This window comes from Agarivorans sp. D1326 (assembly GCF_056958115.1).
Genome location: NZ_JBTWEN010000011.1, coordinates 40,007 through 59,575, shown reverse-complemented (window position 1 = coordinate 59,575; position 19,569 = coordinate 40,007). Strand labels below are relative to the sequence as shown.

At 45.9% G+C, this 19,569-nt stretch carries 20 protein-coding genes; 4 read left to right on the top strand and 16 right to left on the bottom strand.

Features of this window, described 5'->3' with window-relative positions; translation table 11 throughout:
* Window positions 1–3 precede the first annotated feature (3 nt).
* Genes ACYFDN_RS18365 through ACYFDN_RS18350 form a run of 4 tightly spaced genes read right to left on the bottom strand, consistent with a single transcriptional unit; the run spans window position 4 to window position 4,259 of the window.
* Entirely contained in the window at window positions 4–1,155 is a 1,152-nt protein-coding gene (locus ACYFDN_RS18365; RefSeq protein ID WP_483512266.1) for a BamA/TamA family outer membrane protein, read from the bottom strand.
* Entirely contained in the window at window positions 1,148–2,449 is a 1,302-nt protein-coding gene (locus ACYFDN_RS18360) for a DUF4056 domain-containing protein (protein WP_483512265.1), read from the bottom strand. Before ACYFDN_RS18360 ends, ACYFDN_RS18365 begins: the two co-directional genes overlap by 8 nt.
* 5 nt (window positions 2,450–2,454) lie before the next feature.
* Entirely contained in the window at window positions 2,455–3,384 is a 930-nt protein-coding gene (locus ACYFDN_RS18355; RefSeq protein ID WP_483512264.1) for an alpha/beta fold hydrolase, read from the bottom strand.
* Window positions 3,384–4,259 (bottom strand): virulence protein, encoded by an 876-nt coding sequence (locus ACYFDN_RS18350; RefSeq protein ID WP_483512263.1) that lies wholly within the window; start codon window positions 4,257–4,259, stop codon window positions 3,384–3,386. The genes ACYFDN_RS18355 and ACYFDN_RS18350 overlap by 1 nt, the downstream gene beginning before the upstream one ends.
* Window positions 4,260–4,554: 295 nt before the next feature.
* Here ACYFDN_RS18350 and ACYFDN_RS18345 point away from each other — a divergent pair, with 295 nt between their 5' ends.
* Window positions 4,555–5,454 carry a helix-turn-helix domain-containing protein gene (locus ACYFDN_RS18345; RefSeq protein ID WP_483512262.1) on the top strand — a complete coding sequence of 300 codons (900 nt, stop codon included), beginning with the start codon at window positions 4,555–4,557 and terminating at the stop codon, window positions 5,452–5,454.
* An 8-nt stretch (window positions 5,455–5,462) separates the two neighbouring features.
* On the opposite strand, the gene ACYFDN_RS18340 is transcribed toward ACYFDN_RS18345, so the two are convergent.
* From ACYFDN_RS18340 to ACYFDN_RS18315, 6 genes are all read right to left on the bottom strand, one after another.
* Window positions 5,463–6,245: a heme ABC transporter ATP-binding protein gene (locus ACYFDN_RS18340; RefSeq protein WP_483512261.1), complete on the bottom strand. Its 783-nt coding sequence runs from the start codon at window positions 6,243–6,245 to the stop codon at window positions 5,463–5,465.
* Between the two features lie 7 nt (window positions 6,246–6,252).
* The gene (locus ACYFDN_RS18335) at window positions 6,253–7,320 is read right to left on the bottom strand and encodes a FecCD family ABC transporter permease (protein ID WP_221074539.1); all 1,068 of its coding nucleotides are present in this window, start codon (window positions 7,318–7,320) and stop codon (window positions 6,253–6,255) included.
* Between the two features lie 62 nt (window positions 7,321–7,382).
* Window positions 7,383–8,237, bottom strand: a complete 855-nt coding sequence (locus tag ACYFDN_RS18330) for a heme/hemin ABC transporter substrate-binding protein (RefSeq protein WP_483512260.1) — start codon at window positions 8,235–8,237, stop codon at window positions 7,383–7,385.
* Window positions 8,230–8,652: an ExbD/TolR family protein gene (locus tag ACYFDN_RS18325; protein WP_483512259.1), complete on the bottom strand. Its 423-nt coding sequence runs from the start codon at window positions 8,650–8,652 to the stop codon at window positions 8,230–8,232. Before ACYFDN_RS18325 ends, ACYFDN_RS18330 begins: the two co-directional genes overlap by 8 nt.
* Window positions 8,649–9,386, bottom strand: coding sequence for a MotA/TolQ/ExbB proton channel family protein (locus ACYFDN_RS18320; RefSeq protein WP_016402993.1), 738 nt, complete (start codon window positions 9,384–9,386; stop codon window positions 8,649–8,651). The genes ACYFDN_RS18325 and ACYFDN_RS18320 overlap by 4 nt, the downstream gene beginning before the upstream one ends.
* Before the next feature lie 4 nt (window positions 9,387–9,390).
* On the bottom strand, window positions 9,391–10,218 hold the full coding sequence (locus ACYFDN_RS18315) for an energy transducer TonB (protein WP_483512258.1): 828 nt from the start codon (window positions 10,216–10,218) through the stop codon (window positions 9,391–9,393).
* A gap of 180 nt (window positions 10,219–10,398) precedes the next feature.
* Between ACYFDN_RS18315 and hutX the strand changes: the two genes are divergently transcribed.
* Window positions 10,399–10,914 carry a heme utilization cystosolic carrier protein HutX gene (gene hutX / locus ACYFDN_RS18310; RefSeq protein ID WP_152782024.1) on the top strand — a complete coding sequence of 172 codons (516 nt, stop codon included), beginning with the start codon at window positions 10,399–10,401 and terminating at the stop codon, window positions 10,912–10,914.
* Complete coding sequence (locus tag ACYFDN_RS18305; protein ID WP_483512257.1) at window positions 10,914–11,426, top strand: pyridoxamine 5'-phosphate oxidase family protein; 513 nt, start codon at window positions 10,914–10,916, stop codon at window positions 11,424–11,426. Before hutX ends, ACYFDN_RS18305 begins: the two co-directional genes overlap by 1 nt.
* A 365-nt stretch (window positions 11,427–11,791) precedes the next feature.
* Here the strand turns inward: ACYFDN_RS18305 and ACYFDN_RS18300 are convergent, their stop codons facing one another.
* From ACYFDN_RS18300 to ACYFDN_RS18290, 3 genes are all read right to left on the bottom strand, one after another.
* Complete coding sequence (locus ACYFDN_RS18300) at window positions 11,792–12,202, bottom strand: hypothetical protein (protein ID WP_483512256.1); 411 nt, start codon at window positions 12,200–12,202, stop codon at window positions 11,792–11,794.
* Between the two features lie 27 nt (window positions 12,203–12,229).
* Window positions 12,230–12,937, bottom strand: coding sequence for a hypothetical protein (locus ACYFDN_RS18295; RefSeq protein WP_483512255.1), 708 nt, complete (start codon window positions 12,935–12,937; stop codon window positions 12,230–12,232).
* A gap of 341 nt (window positions 12,938–13,278) precedes the next feature.
* A complete protein-coding gene (locus ACYFDN_RS18290; RefSeq protein ID WP_483512254.1) occupies window positions 13,279–13,680 on the bottom strand; it encodes a hypothetical protein in 402 nt (133 codons plus the stop codon).
* A gap of 197 nt (window positions 13,681–13,877) precedes the next feature.
* Here ACYFDN_RS18290 and ACYFDN_RS18285 point away from each other — a divergent pair, with 197 nt between their 5' ends.
* Window positions 13,878–14,195 (top strand): heavy metal-binding domain-containing protein, encoded by a 318-nt coding sequence (locus ACYFDN_RS18285; RefSeq protein WP_221074530.1) that lies wholly within the window; start codon window positions 13,878–13,880, stop codon window positions 14,193–14,195.
* Window positions 14,196–14,231: 36 nt separating this feature from the next.
* Here ACYFDN_RS18285 and ACYFDN_RS18280 read toward each other — a convergent pair whose 3' ends face one another.
* The 3 genes from ACYFDN_RS18280 to ACYFDN_RS18270 form a co-directional block, all read right to left on the bottom strand.
* Window positions 14,232–14,816: a PEP-CTERM sorting domain-containing protein gene (locus tag ACYFDN_RS18280; protein WP_483512253.1), complete on the bottom strand. Its 585-nt coding sequence runs from the start codon at window positions 14,814–14,816 to the stop codon at window positions 14,232–14,234.
* A 256-nt stretch (window positions 14,817–15,072) separates the two neighbouring features.
* Complete coding sequence (locus ACYFDN_RS18275; protein WP_483512252.1) at window positions 15,073–18,174, bottom strand: efflux RND transporter permease subunit; 3,102 nt, start codon at window positions 18,172–18,174, stop codon at window positions 15,073–15,075.
* Entirely contained in the window at window positions 18,171–19,295 is a 1,125-nt protein-coding gene (locus ACYFDN_RS18270) for an efflux RND transporter periplasmic adaptor subunit (RefSeq protein WP_483512251.1), read from the bottom strand. The genes ACYFDN_RS18275 and ACYFDN_RS18270 overlap by 4 nt, the downstream gene beginning before the upstream one ends.
* Window positions 19,296–19,569 lie beyond the last annotated feature (274 nt).

Here is a 19,569-nt window from a genome sequence, read left to right as displayed (position 1 = left end):
GGTTTAAAAAGCCTCATCTACATTAAAGTAGAAGCCGCTTTCACCATCACCAAAGCCCATGTCTAAGCGCAAGTTCACTCGGCTTTTTACTTCGAAGCGGTAGCCAAAGCCGGCGTTGGGCAGTATTTCTTGGCTGCTAAATTCATCCAATGTCGGGGCTACTGCGCCGGCACCTAGCCAAAATACTAAGCCGTGCCGTCTGGGTAAATCCCAGCGATACTCTATTTGGCTCATCATCATTTGTTTGTCACGATATCGGCCTGAGGTATAGCCACGTAGGGCCGAGCCACCACCAACGGTAGACAGCATGTGCCAAGGCACATCACCATAGCTAAAGCGGCTTTTATATTGCCAAGCAAGCACACTATCTCGTGGGCCTAAACGGTAATACTCGCTGTAATTAAAGCTAAGTGTTTGAAAGCTATCGTTGCTACCAATATGCGGGTGATACCAGCCAGCATCAAGTTGCAATAATCTTCCTTCATAGGGATTACGAACTACGTCTCGGGTGTCGTAGTTCGCTTGGAGAGTAAGGCCCACTGCACTAGAGCTGGATTCAAGAATGCTGTTATCTACTTCACTTTGAGATGGGTCAATCTCGCTGGCTTTCGCGTAGCTAAAGTCAAAGCCTGCGCCGATAAAGGCTGAGTCAGCCACACGACCAAGTAACATAGGGCGTAACGAAAATTCCCGATGATTAAAATCAACCCGGTTATTGTCTTGATGGTTTTGCTGATATCCTACCCCGTAGAAAACATCTGGAGCGTCGGCGATATCTGCATCAATATAAAGGCGCCACTGGTCTTCTTTGAAAAAGCTGCGGTTGTCGATGGTCATGCCTATTGAGCCATTAATCGAAGCAAAGCCGTTAATCACCAAAGAAGAGGTTTGGCTAACTTGGTCGCTTTCATCAATTTGGTACAATCCAATGGCAGAAATGCCCACCCCTAATGACAGCTCTGGATTATAAAATGGACCGGGCAGTACGCTAAAGTCGATGGCTTTACTGCTATCGTAGCCGCCGTCGGCACCAAGCTTTTCTAGAATGTTATCGATAAAGCTGCCATCGGCTTGGCTTTGCTGCTGTTCGGCTAAATCTGCTGAAGCTAAGGCACCGCCACTTACAGCGGCAATAAAATAAACCAGTTTAATCATTTAACTGGCCGCCAATATGGGCTTGCAGTTCTAACTCATCTTGCAGCTGGTTATAAGCAGATATCGCCAAAAACTTGCGGTTGCTAAAACCGTTTTGCCAAAGGTGGCTGGGTATATGGCTAAAGCTTGCTTGGTACTTGGGTGCTACTTCTAGCCACTGTTGGGCAACGCCGCCCATATCGATACCATGAACAATCGCGGGCAGCGAAAGTGGCATAGGGCTAGCTGTTTTGGCAAAGAGTGGTTCAAGCAATGGCCAGTTAGCATCTTGCTGAGCAAGCTGCTCGGGCACTAAGTACGGATGCTGTTCTTTGCCTAAGCGATAGTGCCGTTTTAGTAGCATAAACTTACTGGGCAGCGCTTGATTTGAATCCCACCAGTGGCCGTCTATAGCATCAAACATGGCATTAGTCTGCTGCTTTGATACTGGCTCCAATTGCGCAATAGACGCGCTTAACCATTGGCTCATGTGCTGGTTATAGAGCTCTCTAGTCATGCTTAAGTTATTTACCACCAACGCTAAGCCAATTTTTGCACCTAGCATGTTTGAGTAAAGATCTTCTGGCGAATAGGCCGATACTTCTTCTGACCATGGACGCCAACTACGGTAACCATGCCATTGGGCAATTTCGTGTGCTTCAGCCATTGAATAAGCCATTCTCGCTGCTAATTGCGCGGCTAACTCCCAGCGTTGCTGGTGGCTTAAATGCTCAATCTTAAAGGCTTTAATGCGAATTTCTCTGGGGCCGATTTCCGCGGGTAGCTCAATGGTAAACGCTTGGCCTAACTGTGGGTAAATGCGCTGAAACAAGGCAACGGTGTTGTCGGCTGTATCGCGAACATGGGCTAAGTCGATAAAGCCACCACGTAAGGTATAAAGTTGACCATTGTTTTCGCCGCTGCGACGACCTTTAGGTTCGCCACGTTGAAAGCTCCAGGTGCCCGCTTCATAGGCATGTGGGCCAATATCATCCAGCGATAAAGTATTGGCATAACGGAAAAAAGGTACCTGTACGCTGCCTACTTTAACCTTGTGGGCGTTGCCAAAAGCACAGCAAGGTCTTACGTCTTCTGGCATTCTGGCTAAGCTAAATTGTTGCGGAGTTTGTTGGCTAAGTAGCTGCAAATCAGGTTGCTCGCTTAGCGCACTTTGCACCGCTTCCGTTGTTGGTTGGTTGCGAGTTTGCCAATTATTGCTTGAACAGCCAGTTAATAGGGCGATTAAAGCTAACAAAGCCAGCGGGTTAATTAAGCGGCGTTTGTTAGTTGTATTGGCTGTGCAAAGTTTGTTCATGGTTCTCATTCAATAAAAAGCGTTATTGCTTGGCTAACTGTGCTGGGATGTTCATTGCTAATGTTATGCGGGGCGTTTGGTATCACCATCATGGGGGCATCTAAATAGCGCGCCAACTGTTTGCCTTGCTGTAAGGGAAATACCCGATCATTCTCTCCCCAAATAACCAGGGTAGGTGGCATCTTTTGTGGCTCTACTTGCGGGGCGAGTTGGTCTCGATATTCCGGCAAGGTTTCTATTAGTTGGCGTTTCTGAGCCTGCCAAAGAGCAAAATAGCGCTGATAGATTTGCTCATCGATAGCATGGGGCAGCGGTGGAAAATGACTAAATACGCCCTTTAGCAAATGGCGCATTTGTTGGCGATTTTCAGGTACAAAAATATCGGCTGGCTGCTCTCGCTCAAAACGCTGGCTAAGTTCAAGCAGCTCTTGGTCACTGATAAAGGTGCCTGGGCTAGAGAGTATTACTGCTTTTTTAATGCCTGTTTGCTGGGCCATCATGTCGTAAGCGACTAGCCCCCCATAGGAGATGCCTACCAAATTAAATTGCTTTACGCGCAATTGCGCCAAGAGTTGATTAACCGCTTCTCGTTGGGTGCTAATATTGGCGTCACCTTGGCTATAAGAGTCACCAAACCACGCTAAATCCGGGGCTATGACTCGATAGTGCTGGCTAAGCTCTAGCATCATTGGCAACCAGGTTGTGGTGGCTGTACCGCCAAAGCCATGCAGCAATACTAGTGGCTCACCGTGGCCGCCCACCCAGTAACGCAGTTGACCACCTTCAGCCAAACTGAGTTCACTTTCGGTAAACTGCGCTTTTTGCAGTTGCTTGGCATCTAATTGCTCTTTAACCGCTAGGGCAGAACAGCCGCTTAGGCTTAACAGTAAAGCCAAGCCGAGCAACCAGCGGGGAAACACATTCACTATGCGCATTAGAAGCGATAGCCTAGACCAAGCATAAAGCTACTGCGTTTGCCAAAGCCTACTTCCAGCAAAGCATCTACATGCTCGGTAAGCGACATTTGTCCGCCCACTAAGGCATTCCACTTTTCTTCTAGGTGTTGTGTAACCACAAACTTACCGCCACTAGGCAGCGGTGGTGGAAGATTAATACCTATGTCGTTTAGGTTGCCGCTAAAGGTTTGCTCAACGTTTTGATACATCGCACCGCCCCAAACCTGAATATTACGCCCGCCCACTTCCCAGCGGTAACCTGCGCGTGGGGTGACCACAATGGTGCTGATTTCCCCGTCTAAAATATCAAGATCGGTATTGGTGTAGTTAACATCAAGCAAAGCAAACCAGTTCCCCACGCCGCCCACTAATGTTGTGCCTGCACCATAGGTGATACCGCTAAAGTTTAAGCTGAAATCGAAGGGGTCTCCGATAGGCATGCCGGCGAGATCTACTTGAACATTGGCAACACTGCTGCCTTTGGTTTGCCCAAGTACCCCATATACATTCATGAAGGGTAAAACCCAAACATCTCCGCGCAGAGTAAGGGTTTCTGAGTCTTGAATAGCGTGGCTACCACTAACACCAACCAGATTGTCGATGGCGTTACCAAGGCCAGAAAAGGCCACGCTATCCACAATTAGCGGCTGCGACATACGCATGTAGTTAATGCTAAAGCCATATGGCTTTGGCAGTTTGTGGCCCAAATCGATGGCCTCTTGCGCCCAAATGGGGAAAAAAGCCTGGTATTGCTCACTGTCATCAGTGGGCTGCGGTGAGTTTTCTGCAAAGCTAAATAGGGGAGCCAATAGCGTTAAAGCGCTAAACCCCGGCAGAAAATTAGGTAGTTTCATGTACGAACTTGTCTCAATTTTGCGTGTAAATAATTAAGCAACGATCGCCAATACCACCCCGCTTGCAAAGGCAGAGTGTCTACGTCCGTGTGGTTTGGAGGGCAGCGCTTAGAAGAGTTTTAAAGAATGCGCTACATAGCCTGATATGCGTTCAGGTTCAGTGCTTATAGTAATCGGGGCAATTTTATTTGAGTATCTGCTCTAAGGCAAGCAATTACTGTTATTAGTAGGCTTGCTTAAGTGGGAATGTTGGTGATACTTTCTAAGCTAGTGCGCTACACCAAAAGGAGGTGGTATGAGCAGCAATTTAACCGATCATCGCCTTATTCAGGGTAGCCATGTATTTGAACGGCTTAATCAAGCGCGAGCAGTGTTACATAATAGCGTTAGCCTTGGAGACCAGTTAGGTTTTGCCCGTTGGTCTAATCAAAATGACCGCACTTCTTATCATCGCCCAGAGCATCACACCTTAAGTGTTTACCTTTCTGGTGGTTATCAAACTAAGCGGCTGATTGGCTCAGATTTGGTGAGTGGCGGTGCTCCGGGAAAACTTTGTTTAATGCCTGCTGGTCATGAATCTCGTTGGCAAGTGGATGGCGATTTGGCCTTTGTGCATTTATATTTTAGCGATAAAGATCTAAGCCAAAGTATTGAGCAAATTTGGGATAAAAGCAGTACTGGTTTTGACGTGCAAGATCTTACTTTTGCAGACGATCTCGCCGTAAGCAGCCTTATTCAGCAGTGGCTACTTAAGCTTAATTGGCAAGACGATGCCGACCGTTTAGCCTTGGACCAACTTAGCCAACTGCTGCTTGGCCATATAAGCAAACACTACCTAACTAAACAGTTAACTGAACCAACCTTAAGTGGGGGGCTTGCGCCGTTTCAGCTTGCCCGTTGCCAAGAGTTTATAGAGGAGCATTTAGCCGACAAACTTAGCTTGAATCAATTAGCCCAGTTGGTGGATTTAAGTGACTATCACTTTGCCCGTATGTTTAAACAAAGCAGCGGGTTAAGCCCTCATCAATACTTAAGCCAGCGGCGTATCGAGCGGGCTAAAAGCTTATTGCTTACAGGCGAATTGAGTTTGGCAGAAGTGGCTTATCAAACCGGGTTTTCCTCCCAAGCCCACTTTAGCGCCCGCTTTAAGCAGCTAACTGGTAACAGCCCAGCTAGCTTTCGAAATAAAAGTTAGCAGGGCTGCTAAATAACCACCGGAAAGTCTTGTTCTGGGTGGCGCATTATCTCGGCTTGGTAATCAAATACATGCTTAATGTTGGCTTGATTAAGTACTTTTTCTGGCGTTCCGTCACTGCAAATTTCACCGTCTTTTAACAACAAAATGCGCTGGCAGTAACGAGAGGCAAGGTTTAAGTCGTGCACCACGCTAATGACTGTAGCGCCTTGCAGGCTGAGCTTTTCTGCGTGTTCCATTAGCACTTGCTGGTGGCTTAAGTCCAAGGCGCTGGTGGGCTCATCTAACAATAAAATTTGCTGTTCGATGGGTGTGGTAGCTAGCTGCGCAGTTACTCGTGCGTAATGCACGCGTTGCTTTTCACCGCCAGAAAGCTGCGGGTAAGGGGTATCTTTGTAGTGCCAAATATCCATCAACTCAAGCTGTTGCTTAATAATCTTTTGCTGATCTTGATAACTTAAGCGGCTGTTTATTAAGCCCAAGCCAACCACTTCGCTCACGCTAAAGGCAAAGCTAAGTTCCGAGCTTTGTGGCAACACGGCTAAATGGCGACTTAACTGGGGTTTATCCCATTCGCTGCGCGGCTTAGCTAAAATTTGGATGTCGCCGGCTTGTTGTTGGCGATCTCCACAAATAAGTTTTAGTAGCGAGCTCTTACCTGCACCGTTCGCACCCAATAATGCAGTGTGTTGGCCAGCGGCAAAGCTTAATGAAAGTTGCTTAAAAAGCTGCTTGTTGCCTAGCGAAAAATCTAAGCCTTGCAGTTGAATACTGTTTGATAAAGACGACATAGAAACCCTAAGCAATTCGCTGGCGCTGTTGTAACAGCAAGAAGATGAAAAACGGTGCGCCAACCAAGGCTGTAACAATGCCAACAGGCAGCTCGGCAGGGCTTATCACTAAGCGAGAAAGCAAATCAGCCAGTAACAATAAGGCTGCGCCCAATAATGCGCTGTAGGGAATTAAGCGTTGATGATTAGGCCCTAGCAGCATGCGAATTAAGTGCGGAACCACCAAGCCCACAAAACCAATTAGACCCGATACCGATACCGCTATGCCTACGCCAAGCGCAGTAAAGAAAATTAATTGGCTTTTAAGCTTTTGAACTTGAATACCCAAGTGGCCCGCTTCGGCTTCGCCTAACAGCAAAGCATTTAAGGCTTGGGCTTTGCGCATAAATACCACTAGCAAAATAGCTAAAGTGACAAAGGCTAATACTATGTTGCTCCAGGTGGCCCCAGCTAAGGAACCCATTTGCCACAAGCTTAAATCTCGTAGCATTTGGTCATTGGCTAAATAGCTTAATAAGCCAATGCCTGCGCCAGATAATGCGCCAACAGCAATACCGGCTAATAACATCATTACTACCGAAGTACCGTTAGGTGTGGTACCTAAACGATATACCAATACCGTTGTTACAAAGCCGCCAATAAAGGCGAACAGTGGCACCGCTAAGGCGCTAATAAAATCGGGCAGTTGCCAGTTTACCAAGCCCAGCAATACAATCGCGATAGCTGCACCAGCAGCACTACCGCTAGACACACCAATAATGCCGGGGTCGGCCAGCGGGTTACGAAATAGCCCTTGCATTACCGCGCCACACATTGCCAATATGGCGCCAACCGCAATGCACAATAAGGTGCGGGGTAAACGAATACCGGTTACCACTAATTGATAATGCGCCGGTGCGTCGCTTTCTAAGTTAAAGGGCAGCAAAGCACTTAGGGCATCACTAACCGGAATACTCATTGGCCCTTGGGTGACCGACAACAGCGCAGTGGCTAACAATACCAGCAAAGCCACGGGCAGTAGCCATCCTGAAAACAAGGCATTGGGGTTAGCCGAATGCTGAGAAAATAGAGACATTAATACAACCTAGTAGTTACAATGGCGAAGGTTTGAGCCTTCGCCAGCAAAGGGTTAACGATTTACTGCAAGCGTTGGCTTAGGCGCACCGCTTCATCTATGCTTGCCAAGCCTAAGCCACCAATAAGTGCATGTCCATCAATCGCATAAATTGCCTTGGTTTTTCCAGCAGGGGTCGCAGCTAATACCGGAAAACTGCTTAACACACCTTGTACACCACCTAATTTATCTAAGCTGCGTTGGCTAAACAGCAAGAGCTCTGGTTGCATAGAAAGTATCGCTTCATCTGATAGCGGCTTGTAGCTGTTTAAATGTGGTTTGGCCAGGTTTACCGCACCTGCTAGCTCCATAATGCTATTGGCAGTTGTATCGCTGCCCGCAGTGAGTAGTTTTTTTGCATCGTGGCTCATAAAAAACAGAGTATTCATTGGCTTGGCCGATTGTGAATATTCGTCTAGCTGAGTTAGCTGTTGTTTTAGCTTTTGATGCAACTCCGTGGCTTTGGCTGGGTGACCTAGCAGTGTAGCTAAGGCATCAATACGCTGCTCTAGGCTGTCAATCGTTGATTGGCTATTTAATCGGTGGATCTGCACGCCAGCTTGCTGCAGCTGATTAAGGCTGCTGTCGGGGCCCATTTCATCACTGCCAATGACTGCGTCGGGCGCAAGAGCTAACAAACCTTCGGCGCTAAGTTGGCGATGGTAGCCCACTACTGGCAGCGAAAGGTTGCTGGGTAACTGGCTGGTAGAATCTACCGCAACAATCTGTTGTTCGGCATCTAAGGCAATGATGATTTCAGTGATGTTAGCGCCAGCGCTTACTACGCGTTTTAGTGGTTCAGCTTGCAGCGCTGTGCTGGCAATAAGGCTTAGCCCTAAACAGGCAGAAAACAGGGGGGAGAGATGGCGCTTAATCATTGTTCTTATCCATGAGTATTTGGGTGGTTTTAATATCTAACTGTTGCAACAGCTCGAGCATTTTTAATAGGTGTTCAACCGGCACTTGGCGCTCGCTAGCCAAGCTCACGCTAGGATCGTTTTGCTGCTTAGTTTGTTGTTTTATGGCATCTTCAAAGTCGGCAAACGTTTGATAACGCTGCTCATCCAATCCCCAAATGGGATTATCTTGAAACAAACTAAGCTGCAGCTCGGCAGGTTCACTGGCTACGCTGCTTTGCTCTTGGCTGGTGCTGGGTAAATCCATATCCATTTGGTAAACCCGGCTATTGGCAGTGAGCAGCAAAAACACCAATACAATAAAAATAATATCGAGAAGGGCGGTTAAGTCGGGCACCATGCTAAAGCTATTGTGCTGTTGTTCGATACGGATCATGCTGGCGCGTGCTCTAACTCTTTCGTCTTCGCTTCAGGCTGAAATGCCGCCAAGGTGCGAGCATCATCGGCGAGAGTGTTCACCCCTTCAATCATTAGATTTGCCTGGTTAATGGTGGTTTCTAATTCATGAATAATCCGGTCTTTCCAAAGGCTTAAGCCATGAGCAAAAGCCAGTGCTGGCACTGTAACTAATAGGCCTGCGGCAGTGGTATACATGGCCGTGCCTAAACCTTGCGATAACATGGCGGGGTTAACGGCTTGCTCGCTTACTGCTAGCGCATCAAACATTTCTATTAAGCCCAGCACCGTGCCCAGTAAGCCCAACAAAGGGCTAATTAAGGCCAGTATGTGTAAGGCTTTTAAACCTCTAGCCAGCTTTTGCTGCTGTTGGCGTAACCATACTGCGGCGATTTCTTCACGTAGGTTCTTAGCTTGATCTTTATGTACTAATAACAAGCAAATGGCTTTGCGTGCCAAACTGCGAGATTGCGAAAAGCACTGCTTTTGATTTTTGCAGGGGGCTTTTTTACTGGTAAGTAAATGGGTGGCAAGTTTAAGCCAGTTACGTTGGTGAATAGCAATGTGAGTAAAGGCTAAACTGGCGATGCGCTCAATGATGATGGCGCAGGCCAATACCGAGCAAAGTACAATTGGCCAGCGTAAGTCGCCCAATTGCTCCGACGTTAAAATGTTGCTTAGCGCACCAAGCTGTTCAGAAGATATTATTTGCATAAACTTAACTCAAATTGAAACGAATAGGGATAAGCGCGCGCGAAGCTTGAGCTTGGCCATCTACAATCAGGCCCTTAAACTGCCAGCGCTTCACCGCCTTTAATGCCGCTTTGTCCAAGCTTTTTACGCCCGAACTACTGTTTATTTCACGTTTGGTTTGTCGACCTGTTGGGTCTAACCAAACTTCTACCATTACTGTGCCTTCTAAACCGCGTTTTTTAGCCACCCGTGGATACACTGGCGCAGTAGGCGGTTGAGCAAAGCGAGGCTGGGTATTAATGCGCGGCAATTTAGATAAACCTTGCTCGGTTTGCGCCTGACTATTTACTTGGCTAGCACTTGCTTGAGCGGTGTCTAACTCTTCAACAGGCTCGCGCTTAGGATCAGGCTTTGCTGCGGGTTTAAGGGGTTCTGTAGGCGTCTTTTTAACTTGCTCCGGCTGCGGCGGTTTATGCTGGGCAAGTTGATTTTGCTCTCTAGGTTTAGGGGGCTGTTTTTCACTCGGTGTGTCCTTTACTACAGGTTTTACTTCCGCTGTTTTTTGCTCAACTGGGCGAGGTGTAGGCTTGTTTGTTAGCGCCTTTGGGCTTGCCGGCTCTGGTTTTACTAGGGGCTTTACTGGCGGCGGAGTCTCAGGGGGCAATGCCTCTTCTGAAGGTGTTTCAGCTTGTTCTGTTGCCACCACCGAGGTATTTATTGCCACAACACTTAAACTTGGCGCTGCCGTTTGGCCGCCACTACTTTGTGTCATCTCTTTGATGTTGGGCTGCATATACATAAAGTAGCCATGTATAGCCGCTGAAATTAGCACGGCCAAACTAAGCTTCCCCATCTTTTACCCTTACACCATTAACTCGACATTGGGCCTAGGATACTGGCAAACAAAAAATAAGTAAATACAAATGATAATGATTTGCATTTGATTTGTTGCTAGGTTAAGGTGGCAAACAGTTAAGCAGTTTGGCCTATTGTCCAAACAAGCCGCTAATAGCAAGCAAGATAGGAGAGTTAAATGGCCTTAACGCCAGCCGAAGTAGTAGAGCAGCATAGCGAATTAAGTGTGGCTCAATTGGCAGAAAAAGCGCAATGCAGCGAAGCAGAAATTGTACAAGTTCTGCCGGAAGAGTGGGCCTGTTGGTTACCTAACGAGCAGCTGCAATGGCTAATGTACGATCTCCCAAGCTGGGGACCAATGACCACCATCATTCAAGTGGCTGGCTCTGTATTTGAAATAAAAGATAACTTTCCTTGTGGTAAACCAGGCCACGGTTATTACAATTTAATGGATAAGCAAAGCCATTTACATGGCCATTTAAAGTTAGACAACATTGCTAGCATTGCCTTAATTAGTAAGCCCTTGCGCGGCACCCAAAGTTACTGTTTTCAGTTCTTTGATGATAATGGCAGCACCATATTTAAGATTTATTTAGGGCGAGATCGCAAACGCGTATTGTTGCCAGAACAAGTAGAACGCTTTGAATTGCTAAAGCAAAACATGGCACTAACGGAACTAGAGAACCAACAGTAATGATTGATAAAAAAGCACGCTTGGCATCGCGCCTAGGCCCCGAAATAGCAGAGTTTGTAGCTAGCAAGCAGAGTATTTTGATTGCCTCGCTGGGGGAAGATGAATTCCCACATTGCTCTTACTCGCCATTTATTTGTTACCAAGGGGCGTTTTACATTTTAATTAGCGATATTTCCAAGCATGCCGATTACTTGCGCGCTCACAACAAAGCCGCCGTAATGTTAATTGACGACGAAGCCGATACTAAGCAAATTTATGCCCGTAAACGCCTAAGTTACGACGTTATTGCCAAGCAAGTAGACGACGAACCGCGCGAGCAAGTGATTGATTTACTCGAACAGCGCCACGGCGAAATTGTTGGCAACTTACGCCAACTAGCCGACTTTAGCCTGTTTGCTTTAGAACCAATTAAAGGACGTTATGTAAAAGGATTTGGTCAAGCCTTTGATATTAAAGGCCTAGACGATGTCGATTTTGTGCACTTGAAGGAAGGGCATAAAAAGCGGGCTTAATTGCTCGTGGGTTTTACACCCGTTGGGGCTTAGCTGCCCTTGTACGTAAGTACTCTCTCCACACTCAGCGAAAGCTGAAACCTTGGGTCTTATTAGACTGTAGCTGCACTAGTATTGGTGCAGCTTTTTTTATGCCTTTGAAACAAGAGTTTATTGATGAATGGCATTAATTAAGCAGGCCGCTCACTCAGCTTTGGACTGGTGTGAGCTAAAAAATCTCGCTTGGTAAAAGGTATGCTGAATGCGATCGAGAATGGCTATATTAGAGTTAACGCCGCAATTTGTGCGACGGAGTGGATTGGCGGCTTTTTTGCGTGTTTTTACTAACAAAGTGACAGCTCAAGGAGTTCTATAATATTACTTAGTTATACGCTCTCATTGAAGAACAACTCCGTTAACTCATTAAGCGCAACGCTCTGAAAGTCTTTTAGGTCTGTACGCTCAATGCTATCAAGAAAACTTTTAGATTCAGCAAAGTCCTCATCTGTCACAAAGAAATCTTTCTCATGTAGTAAGTCTAGGGCAATCGCACTAGCTTCGAAGTTACCACTAATAGCAATTCGTATCAGTGGTAGAAATAGCTCTCGACAGTCCATTACTTCTAAGGCATATAGCATTGTACCGATAGATTTTGAGTTATCTGGATTAACAATTGCACTGATAAGCGGACCAACAGCGCGTTGGTCACCCAAATCTCTCAAGGCAAGAGCGGCTTTGTTTCTGATTTTTGGATCTTTAGATTTCAAATCATCAAGTGCGTTTTTAAATGTATTCATCGAACCCTTTTAGCGTATAACGCTTTGTTATGCATGTTTAATACGCATATGCTTCATCGTCTTGGTTTCAAGGTGTTTGAACTGACCGTGTACACCTTTTATCTCTCTAATAGAATTAGCCAAACTATTTTCAGTTAAATAGACGTCTACATAAGGTAGAGCTGAACTAATTAGTATATCCGACAAGTCGGATGATTCTCCCTTGCGAGTTGGATGAGCGAATTTGTAGTGGTAGATGTAGCTCTTACTAACCTGTGAAGGGAATTTATTAACATCCAAAGCAGCGTTGCTAGTTTGGAGATTCTTGCAGAATGTAGGTGCTGCTTTAGCAATGAACTCGAAGGCTGCAAGTTCAACACTGCTTCTGATTGCTTTTTTGTCCGATATTGTTTGACCGCAAAGATAACCAATTTTCTTGCAATTTTTGATTTCAGAGAAAGCGTATTTTTCATTAGCCTTATACCTCTTGCTCGATACCTTGCCAACATAGCTTTTAATTAAAGCTTTAAGACTGTGCGCAGAAAAACTCAATAGTGGGACCGACACGTCCTTCAGAGATGTGAGAGCCTCAGAGTAATAGTTTTGAGCCTCTTTAGATATGATTTCGTCCTCACTGAAAAGTAATAGTGAAGGCAAGGTAGAAAAAGTGGCAATAAAGTCGTCAAAGCAATCGTCTTGGGATATCTCCCACATACTCACAGGGGAGAAAACAAACAGGCCATCAGATAGCACCATATTAATTAGATTAGATCCAAATGACTCTCTTTCTTTAAACATCTGGATAATAAAATTGGAGTCTATTAAGTAGCACTTATAGTTTTGATTTTTTACTCTGATCACTAACGTATCTCATATCAGTAATAACAATTATATTTTGCGACCTTGCAAGTTAGCCTACCTGCCAAATTCGGAGGTGGCCATGTATCGGCACACTAGCAAGTATCAAATAAGTGTTTAACAATCATACAGTAAGCAGACTCAAAATAAATCAGAGCTAGATCAAGCTCACTACTGGTATAGGCTAACCACTGAGCAGCGTCGATTTATCGAGCTTCCTTGCCTTTGATAATTGTATGTTATATGAAAGCGGCCTTCAGTATTGCCGCTTGTTGCTCAAATAAAACATGGTCAGATTTAGAGTAAGATCCGGCAACATTTATCCACTGAATCCCCGTTTCATCTATATGACGAAACTCAATTTGTAATGCGTATTTTGAACAACGATACAGACCAAAAACCAAACCTATGATCGTTAAGGATATGACTAAAACCTTTAACCAAATTGGTGAACTGTCTAGGCTTGGAATTGCAAGCCAAACTGCGCCAGAGAAGATAAATAGCCAAAAGATGATTTGCCCCAAATTATCGAGCAAACTCAGTTTTTTAACTCTCACATTATTTATTTTTGATAAAGGGTATGAGTCTTTTTTAAAGCTAAACGCTTCTTGGCTCAGTTTAAAATCAGCTTCCTTGTACATAACTCCCTCTTTAGTTAACGCCTTTACAAAAAATAACTTACCATTTTTCCTTATGTACATCAGTTGCCTAGCGCTAAAGATAACAAAGTAGTCAATAGTGATTGTGTCTGTAGAACACTGGCTGAAAGTACTGGAAGCTTTGCTTTTAAGCTATCATGCCAAAGTACAAACCAAGTCACTCGACCTAAGGAATCAAGATGATCTTTACTACTACAGAATCAATAGCCGGAAAACCCACTAGTGAAGTATTAGGCGTGGTGACTGGCAGCGTGGTGCAGTCTAAACATATTGGGCGCGACATTATGGCGGGGTTTAAAAGCATTGTTGGCGGCGAGATTCGAGGTTACACCGAGATGCTAAGCGAAGCACGTGACGTGGCGATTCAACGCATGGTGGAGAGTGCCAAAAACAAAGGTGCTGACGCGGTGGTGGGGATTCGTTTTACTACCAGTGCAATTATGGACGGTTCTTCAGAAATTATGGTGTTTGGCACTGCCGTTAAGTTAAGCCAATAAAGGCCGAGGGCTCGGCCTATTAGAGGTGTTTTTCTATTAAGCTTTTTTGAATCGACGTGCAGCTAAGCCCATTAAACCAAAGGCGAAGATGGCTAGGGTACCAGGCTCGGTAACCGTCGCTGGACTGTTTAATCTAGCTTGGAACGTTCCGGTTGCGTCAGCATCATTAAATATTAGTGTGCCCCCGCTTGTGATCACACTAGGGGTTTTGTCCCATTGCAGAAATGATACGTTATTCACAACAGTATCGAGGGCCGATAATAGATCATAGCTGCCAATGTCAAAAACGTAATAGAGGTCCGAACCGAATTGCCCTGCTCTAGAAAGGCCTAATAATCCGTTATTAACAAAAGTTCGAGTGCCACTTACAAAATCGAACACGCCAATGTTATCAATAGTAATCGTGGTGCTAATGGCATCAATGTATCGACAAGTAGCGCTACAAGATTGAAGATCATCTGTATTGGAATACTCTGTTATGGTAAAAAAGCTATCGGTGAATGCTTGACCACCAATACTGCCTGAGCCTGTGCCTGTGTACTCAAATTCAATCACCCCAGCACTTGCAAAACCGCTAAATGAGATAGCTAATACAGCTATAACAGCCTTTAAGGTCTTCATATTACTTCCTTTGTAATTTAATTCTTGAAAGACTCATTCTTTCACGGCCTGTTTATGCATGAATCGAGCCTAAATAAAAAGCTATTTTATTTCAGTTACTTACTATATTTGGTTTTATTGGTAATTAAAAAGTGTAAATAAATCAGTCACCTGTGGTTAATAGTTGAACTATTGTTTGTTGGTTTTGTGTACAATGGCTGCGGCGGTTAAATTAAACCAATAAAGGCCTAGGGCTCGGCCTTTACTGGTTTTTTATTTACGAGTTAAACACGGCCACTTTTGCCGGGAGTTTTACTACATCACGGCGAGTAAATACCCCCAGTAAAGTGGGAATAATCACCAAGGTTACGCCTGTGGCAAACAGCTCGCCAAACACCAAAGATACGGCGGCTGGTTTTAGGTATTGCGCTTGTTCGGCGCTTTCTAACAATAAGGGGAGCAGGCCACACACGGTGGTAATGGTGGTTAAAAATATTGCCCGTAAGCGGCTAGTGCCGGCTTTAATTAAAGCTTGTTTTAAGGGCATGCCAGCGCGGTAATATTGATTGAAGCGGGTAATTAGCACCAGTGAATCGTTAATCACGATTCCGGTCATGGCCATCATGCCAAACATTGACAAAATGCTTAAGGGTAAATCCATGATGCCGTGGCCAAATATAGCGCCAGCAAAACCAAAAGGGATAACCGCCATAATGATGAGCGGCTGCCAATAAGACTTTAAAGGCACCGCCAACAAAATGTAGATTAACAGCAGGGTCATGATCATGGCCGATTTAAAACCTGCTTGTACCTCGCCTAGCTCTTCAAACTCGCCATCGGGATTTATGCTTACCCCTGGGTAGCGTTGTTCAATGTCTTTGATAATAGGTTGTAGCTTGGCTAGCACCTCTTCGGGTGATTGAACGCCGCGGTCTTGGCGCCAGTACAAATTAACTACTTGCTCTTGATTGCGGCGATAGAGCACTTCTGCGTGTTGCTCAAAACGCAGCTTAGCGACGTCGCCCAGCATTAATGATTCGCCGTTTTCTAAAAATATCGGCGTGGCGAGAAGTTGTTGGGTAGTGGTTTTTTGGCTGTGGTTATAACGCACGATAACTTTGGTTTCTTGGCCTTGTTGCAATAAACGGTGGATTTCGCGCTCGCCAAAGGCGCCGCCGGCAAATAGTGCTAGTTGTCGTTGAGTTAAGCCTAGCTGGCGGCCAAAGTCGTTTAGCTCTATGCGCAATTGCTGGCTACCGCCACGTGCATCGTGGCGCACATCTTGCGCGCCAGCTAGGCGACTAACTTGTTCGCTTAGTGCGGTAGCGGCTAATACTGCAAGTTGGCGATCTTCTGCGCTAATGGCAAGGCTGGTGCCGCCCGCTGGTTCATCGTCGGCGGTAAACTCACTGGAGTAAGCCCCTTCTATGCTGCCGTTAAGTTCGCGCCACTGATTAAGTAATAAGTTGTTTGGCAAGTTGCTAAGCGCTTCATTACTAATTTCTAAGGTGGCTTCTATCGAGCCGTAACCGTCTGACCAAATGAGTAGGTTGCTAATGGGCTGTTGCTGTAACTGATATTGCTCTTGAACTTGCTGGTTTAGTTGCAGCGCGCTTTGTTCTAACTTAAACAAGGTTTTTTGTTGAAGAGGCAGTGGAGCGCCGTCTTCCAAACTTACGTTGGCACTTATATATCGGCCAGGAATTTCTGGGAAAATAGCACTACGAATAAGCCCAGTAGACCAAAAGCCATAAGCTAAAAGCACTAAGGCAAAAAAGCCAATAAGGGTAGCGGTTTTGTTATCGATGGCTTTGCTCAATATTGGGCTATAGATTTTTTGGCTAAAGCGATTGAGCCCAGCTTGAGCCAGCTGTTGTATTCGGCGAAACCACGATACTGATGGCTTATCGGTTGTTGAAGGGTAGCGAATTGCCGCTAAATGGGCCGGCAAAATCAATTTACTTTCGATTAGGGAAAAGATCAGCGCAAAAATAACTACCGCTGAAAAACTAGCGAGTAATTTGGCTAGCTCGTTATCTATCCATAACATCGGCGAAAATGCAGCAATGGTGGTAAGTGCGCCAAATACCGTAGCAACAGAGACCGACTCTAAGCCGCGCCAGGTAGCCTTTAGTGCTTGCTTACTTTTACTGCGTTGTTCGTGAATGCTTTCGCCCACCACTACGGCGTCGTCGACTAAAATTCCTAATACCAAAATAATGCCGAATAGGGTGATGTCGTTAATGCTGTAATTCATAAAACCCATGGCGGCAAAGGTACCTGCGATAGCAACTGGAATGCCCATGGCTACCCAAACTGCCACTTTTAGCTCTAAGAATATGCCCAGCAGAATTAACACAATCAGCAAACCTTGCCAGGCGTTGTCGGCTAATCGGCTGAGTTGGTCCTCAATATAGGGCGCCATGTCGGCCATGGTGGATAGGCTTACATCATTAGGTAAACGCTCTGCTTGTTGGCCAAGTACTTGTTTAACCGCTTGGCTTACTTCGAGTAAGTTGTCTTGTTGGCTGGTGCTAATGAGTAGGGCAATGGCAGACTCGCCGTTATTACGCACAATTGAACCACTGGCTTCGTAATCGCGATAAACATGGGCTAAATCACCCAGGGTTACGCTGCCGGTTGGGCTAGATAAAATGCCTAGTTGCTTGAGTTCTTGTAGGTTGTCGGCGTAGCCATCGCCGCGCAAAACCATGCGGCCGCGGGCGCTTTTTAGTTCACCGCTGCGGGTTTCTATCGACATTTGTTCAATGCGTGTCGACAGTTCTTCTAAGCTCAGCCGGTAGTTTTTAAGCTGCTCTAATTTTGGCTCAATAACAATTAGGGGCATACGCGCCCCCCAATTGCTAACTTTGGCTATTTTGGGGTGCTTCTTCAGGGCTAGCTCTACTTGGCGAGCAATCGGCTGCAATTGTTGGTCGGGCCGAGGGGCGGAGATAATCACAAATGCCGCAAGGTTGGTGTATTCATCACGGCTTATTTGCGGGCTTTCTGCCTGTACTGGAAAGTTAGCAATGGCATTTACCCGATTGCGAACATCTTCTATTAAACGGTTTAAATCGGTACCAGAGGTTTTACGCACTCTTACTTGAGAAAAACCGGCTGAAGATTCGCTCACTATTTGTTTAATGCCAGTTAAATCGCCAATGGCTTGCTCGATACGCTGGGTAACGCTTTGGTCAATTTGTTCGGCGGTTCCACCGGGATAGGCAACGCTAATAACCAAACTCGACGGCGCAATTTGCGGAAAGGACTCAACCCTTAAATGGTTTAGCGAGAGCATACCCGCCACAATAATTGCCAGCATAAGGAGGTTTGCCGCGACGCTATTATGCAAAAACCAATGGCTTAGCTGTCTCATAATCGGCTCTCCTGCACAAGGTTTGGCTTAACGCGTAACCCCGGTAGTAATGAGGGCAGGGGATAAACGACTACGCTGCGAGTTTGCTCCGGCTGATTGACAAACTTTAGCCATACTGTGCTTTCGTTCTCATCCAAAATAGTTACTTGCTCAAGCTGTAATTGTTGTTTGCTGTCGATGGTCCATACTTCGCCATCTTTGGTTAATGCGCTCATTGGTAGTTTGGCCACCGCAGATTGCACACTTAAACTGACTTGAATGTTTACTTGCTGCTCGGGCAATAGCCGAGGTTTGCTTTGATAGGGCTTAGCCACACTTAACACCACTTGCCGTTGGCGAGTGGTGGTGTCTACTTGTGGCGCAATATAACGCACGCTGGCGGGCCAAGTTTTATTTTGGCGGTCGATAACGGTAATTTGTGGCTCGGCTAAACTGGCTTGAATCCGTGACCAGTGCAGCTCTGACACTGGCAAGGTAATGTCGATGCTTTCGCTTGAGGCTATATCAAACAGCGGATCGCCCACATCTAATTGCTGCTTAGGGCTAACGTAGCTATTAATGATGATGGCGTTAAACGGCGCGTCTACTTGGCTATCGTGCAGGCGTTGCTGAATACTTTGGTAGCTGCCTTTGGCTTGGGCCAGCTCTGCTTTGGCTGCCGCCAATTGAGGTTCGCGTCGAGCAAAGGCCGAACTGGCGGTATTAGACAACATACTAAGCGCAACGGTTTGTTCGTGCTTTTCTCGCTGGTAGTTAAGTTCGGCTAGCTTTATTTGGCTTAAGGCTGCGCTAAGCTCGGCTTGCAAATGAATGGGGTCGACTTTAAGCAACAGTTGTTGTTTTGAGACTAAACTGCCGGGAGTTAACTGCTCATCAAAGTTAATAATTTGGCCACTGCTTTGGGCTTTAAGTTGGTTAAACCAACGGGCCTTGGTAATGCCGCTTAATAACAGTTTGGGTTGATAAATAGTGGGGCTTACCACTAACGCGCTAAGTGGTAGATAATCAACCTTCGCGGGAGCATCTTCTATTGCTTGCGGCTCTAAAATTACAATGGTGGCTAACGAGAGTACTAATAAGCCTATCGCCATTAAGATGGGTTTAATCGCCAGTTTTTTCACAAAAGCTCCTTGGCATCTATTGTTGAAACGGGGCTTAATCGCTTAATAATTTACAATGAACAAAGTATAAAATTGCTCGCGGTAAGTACTGTCGCGACTTGCTGGCGATTTTGTATTTTTGGAAATGACATACACTGACAAAGGCATCTGGATGGAATTGTTCAAAGGTTATTTTTGCGCAAGTGCTGCGGTGTGTGTTTGTACCATTGTGCGGCCTGGCCGGGTTGTTGCTCTAGGGTAAATAGGCCAGATAGGGTATGTTGGCAAGCGCCTG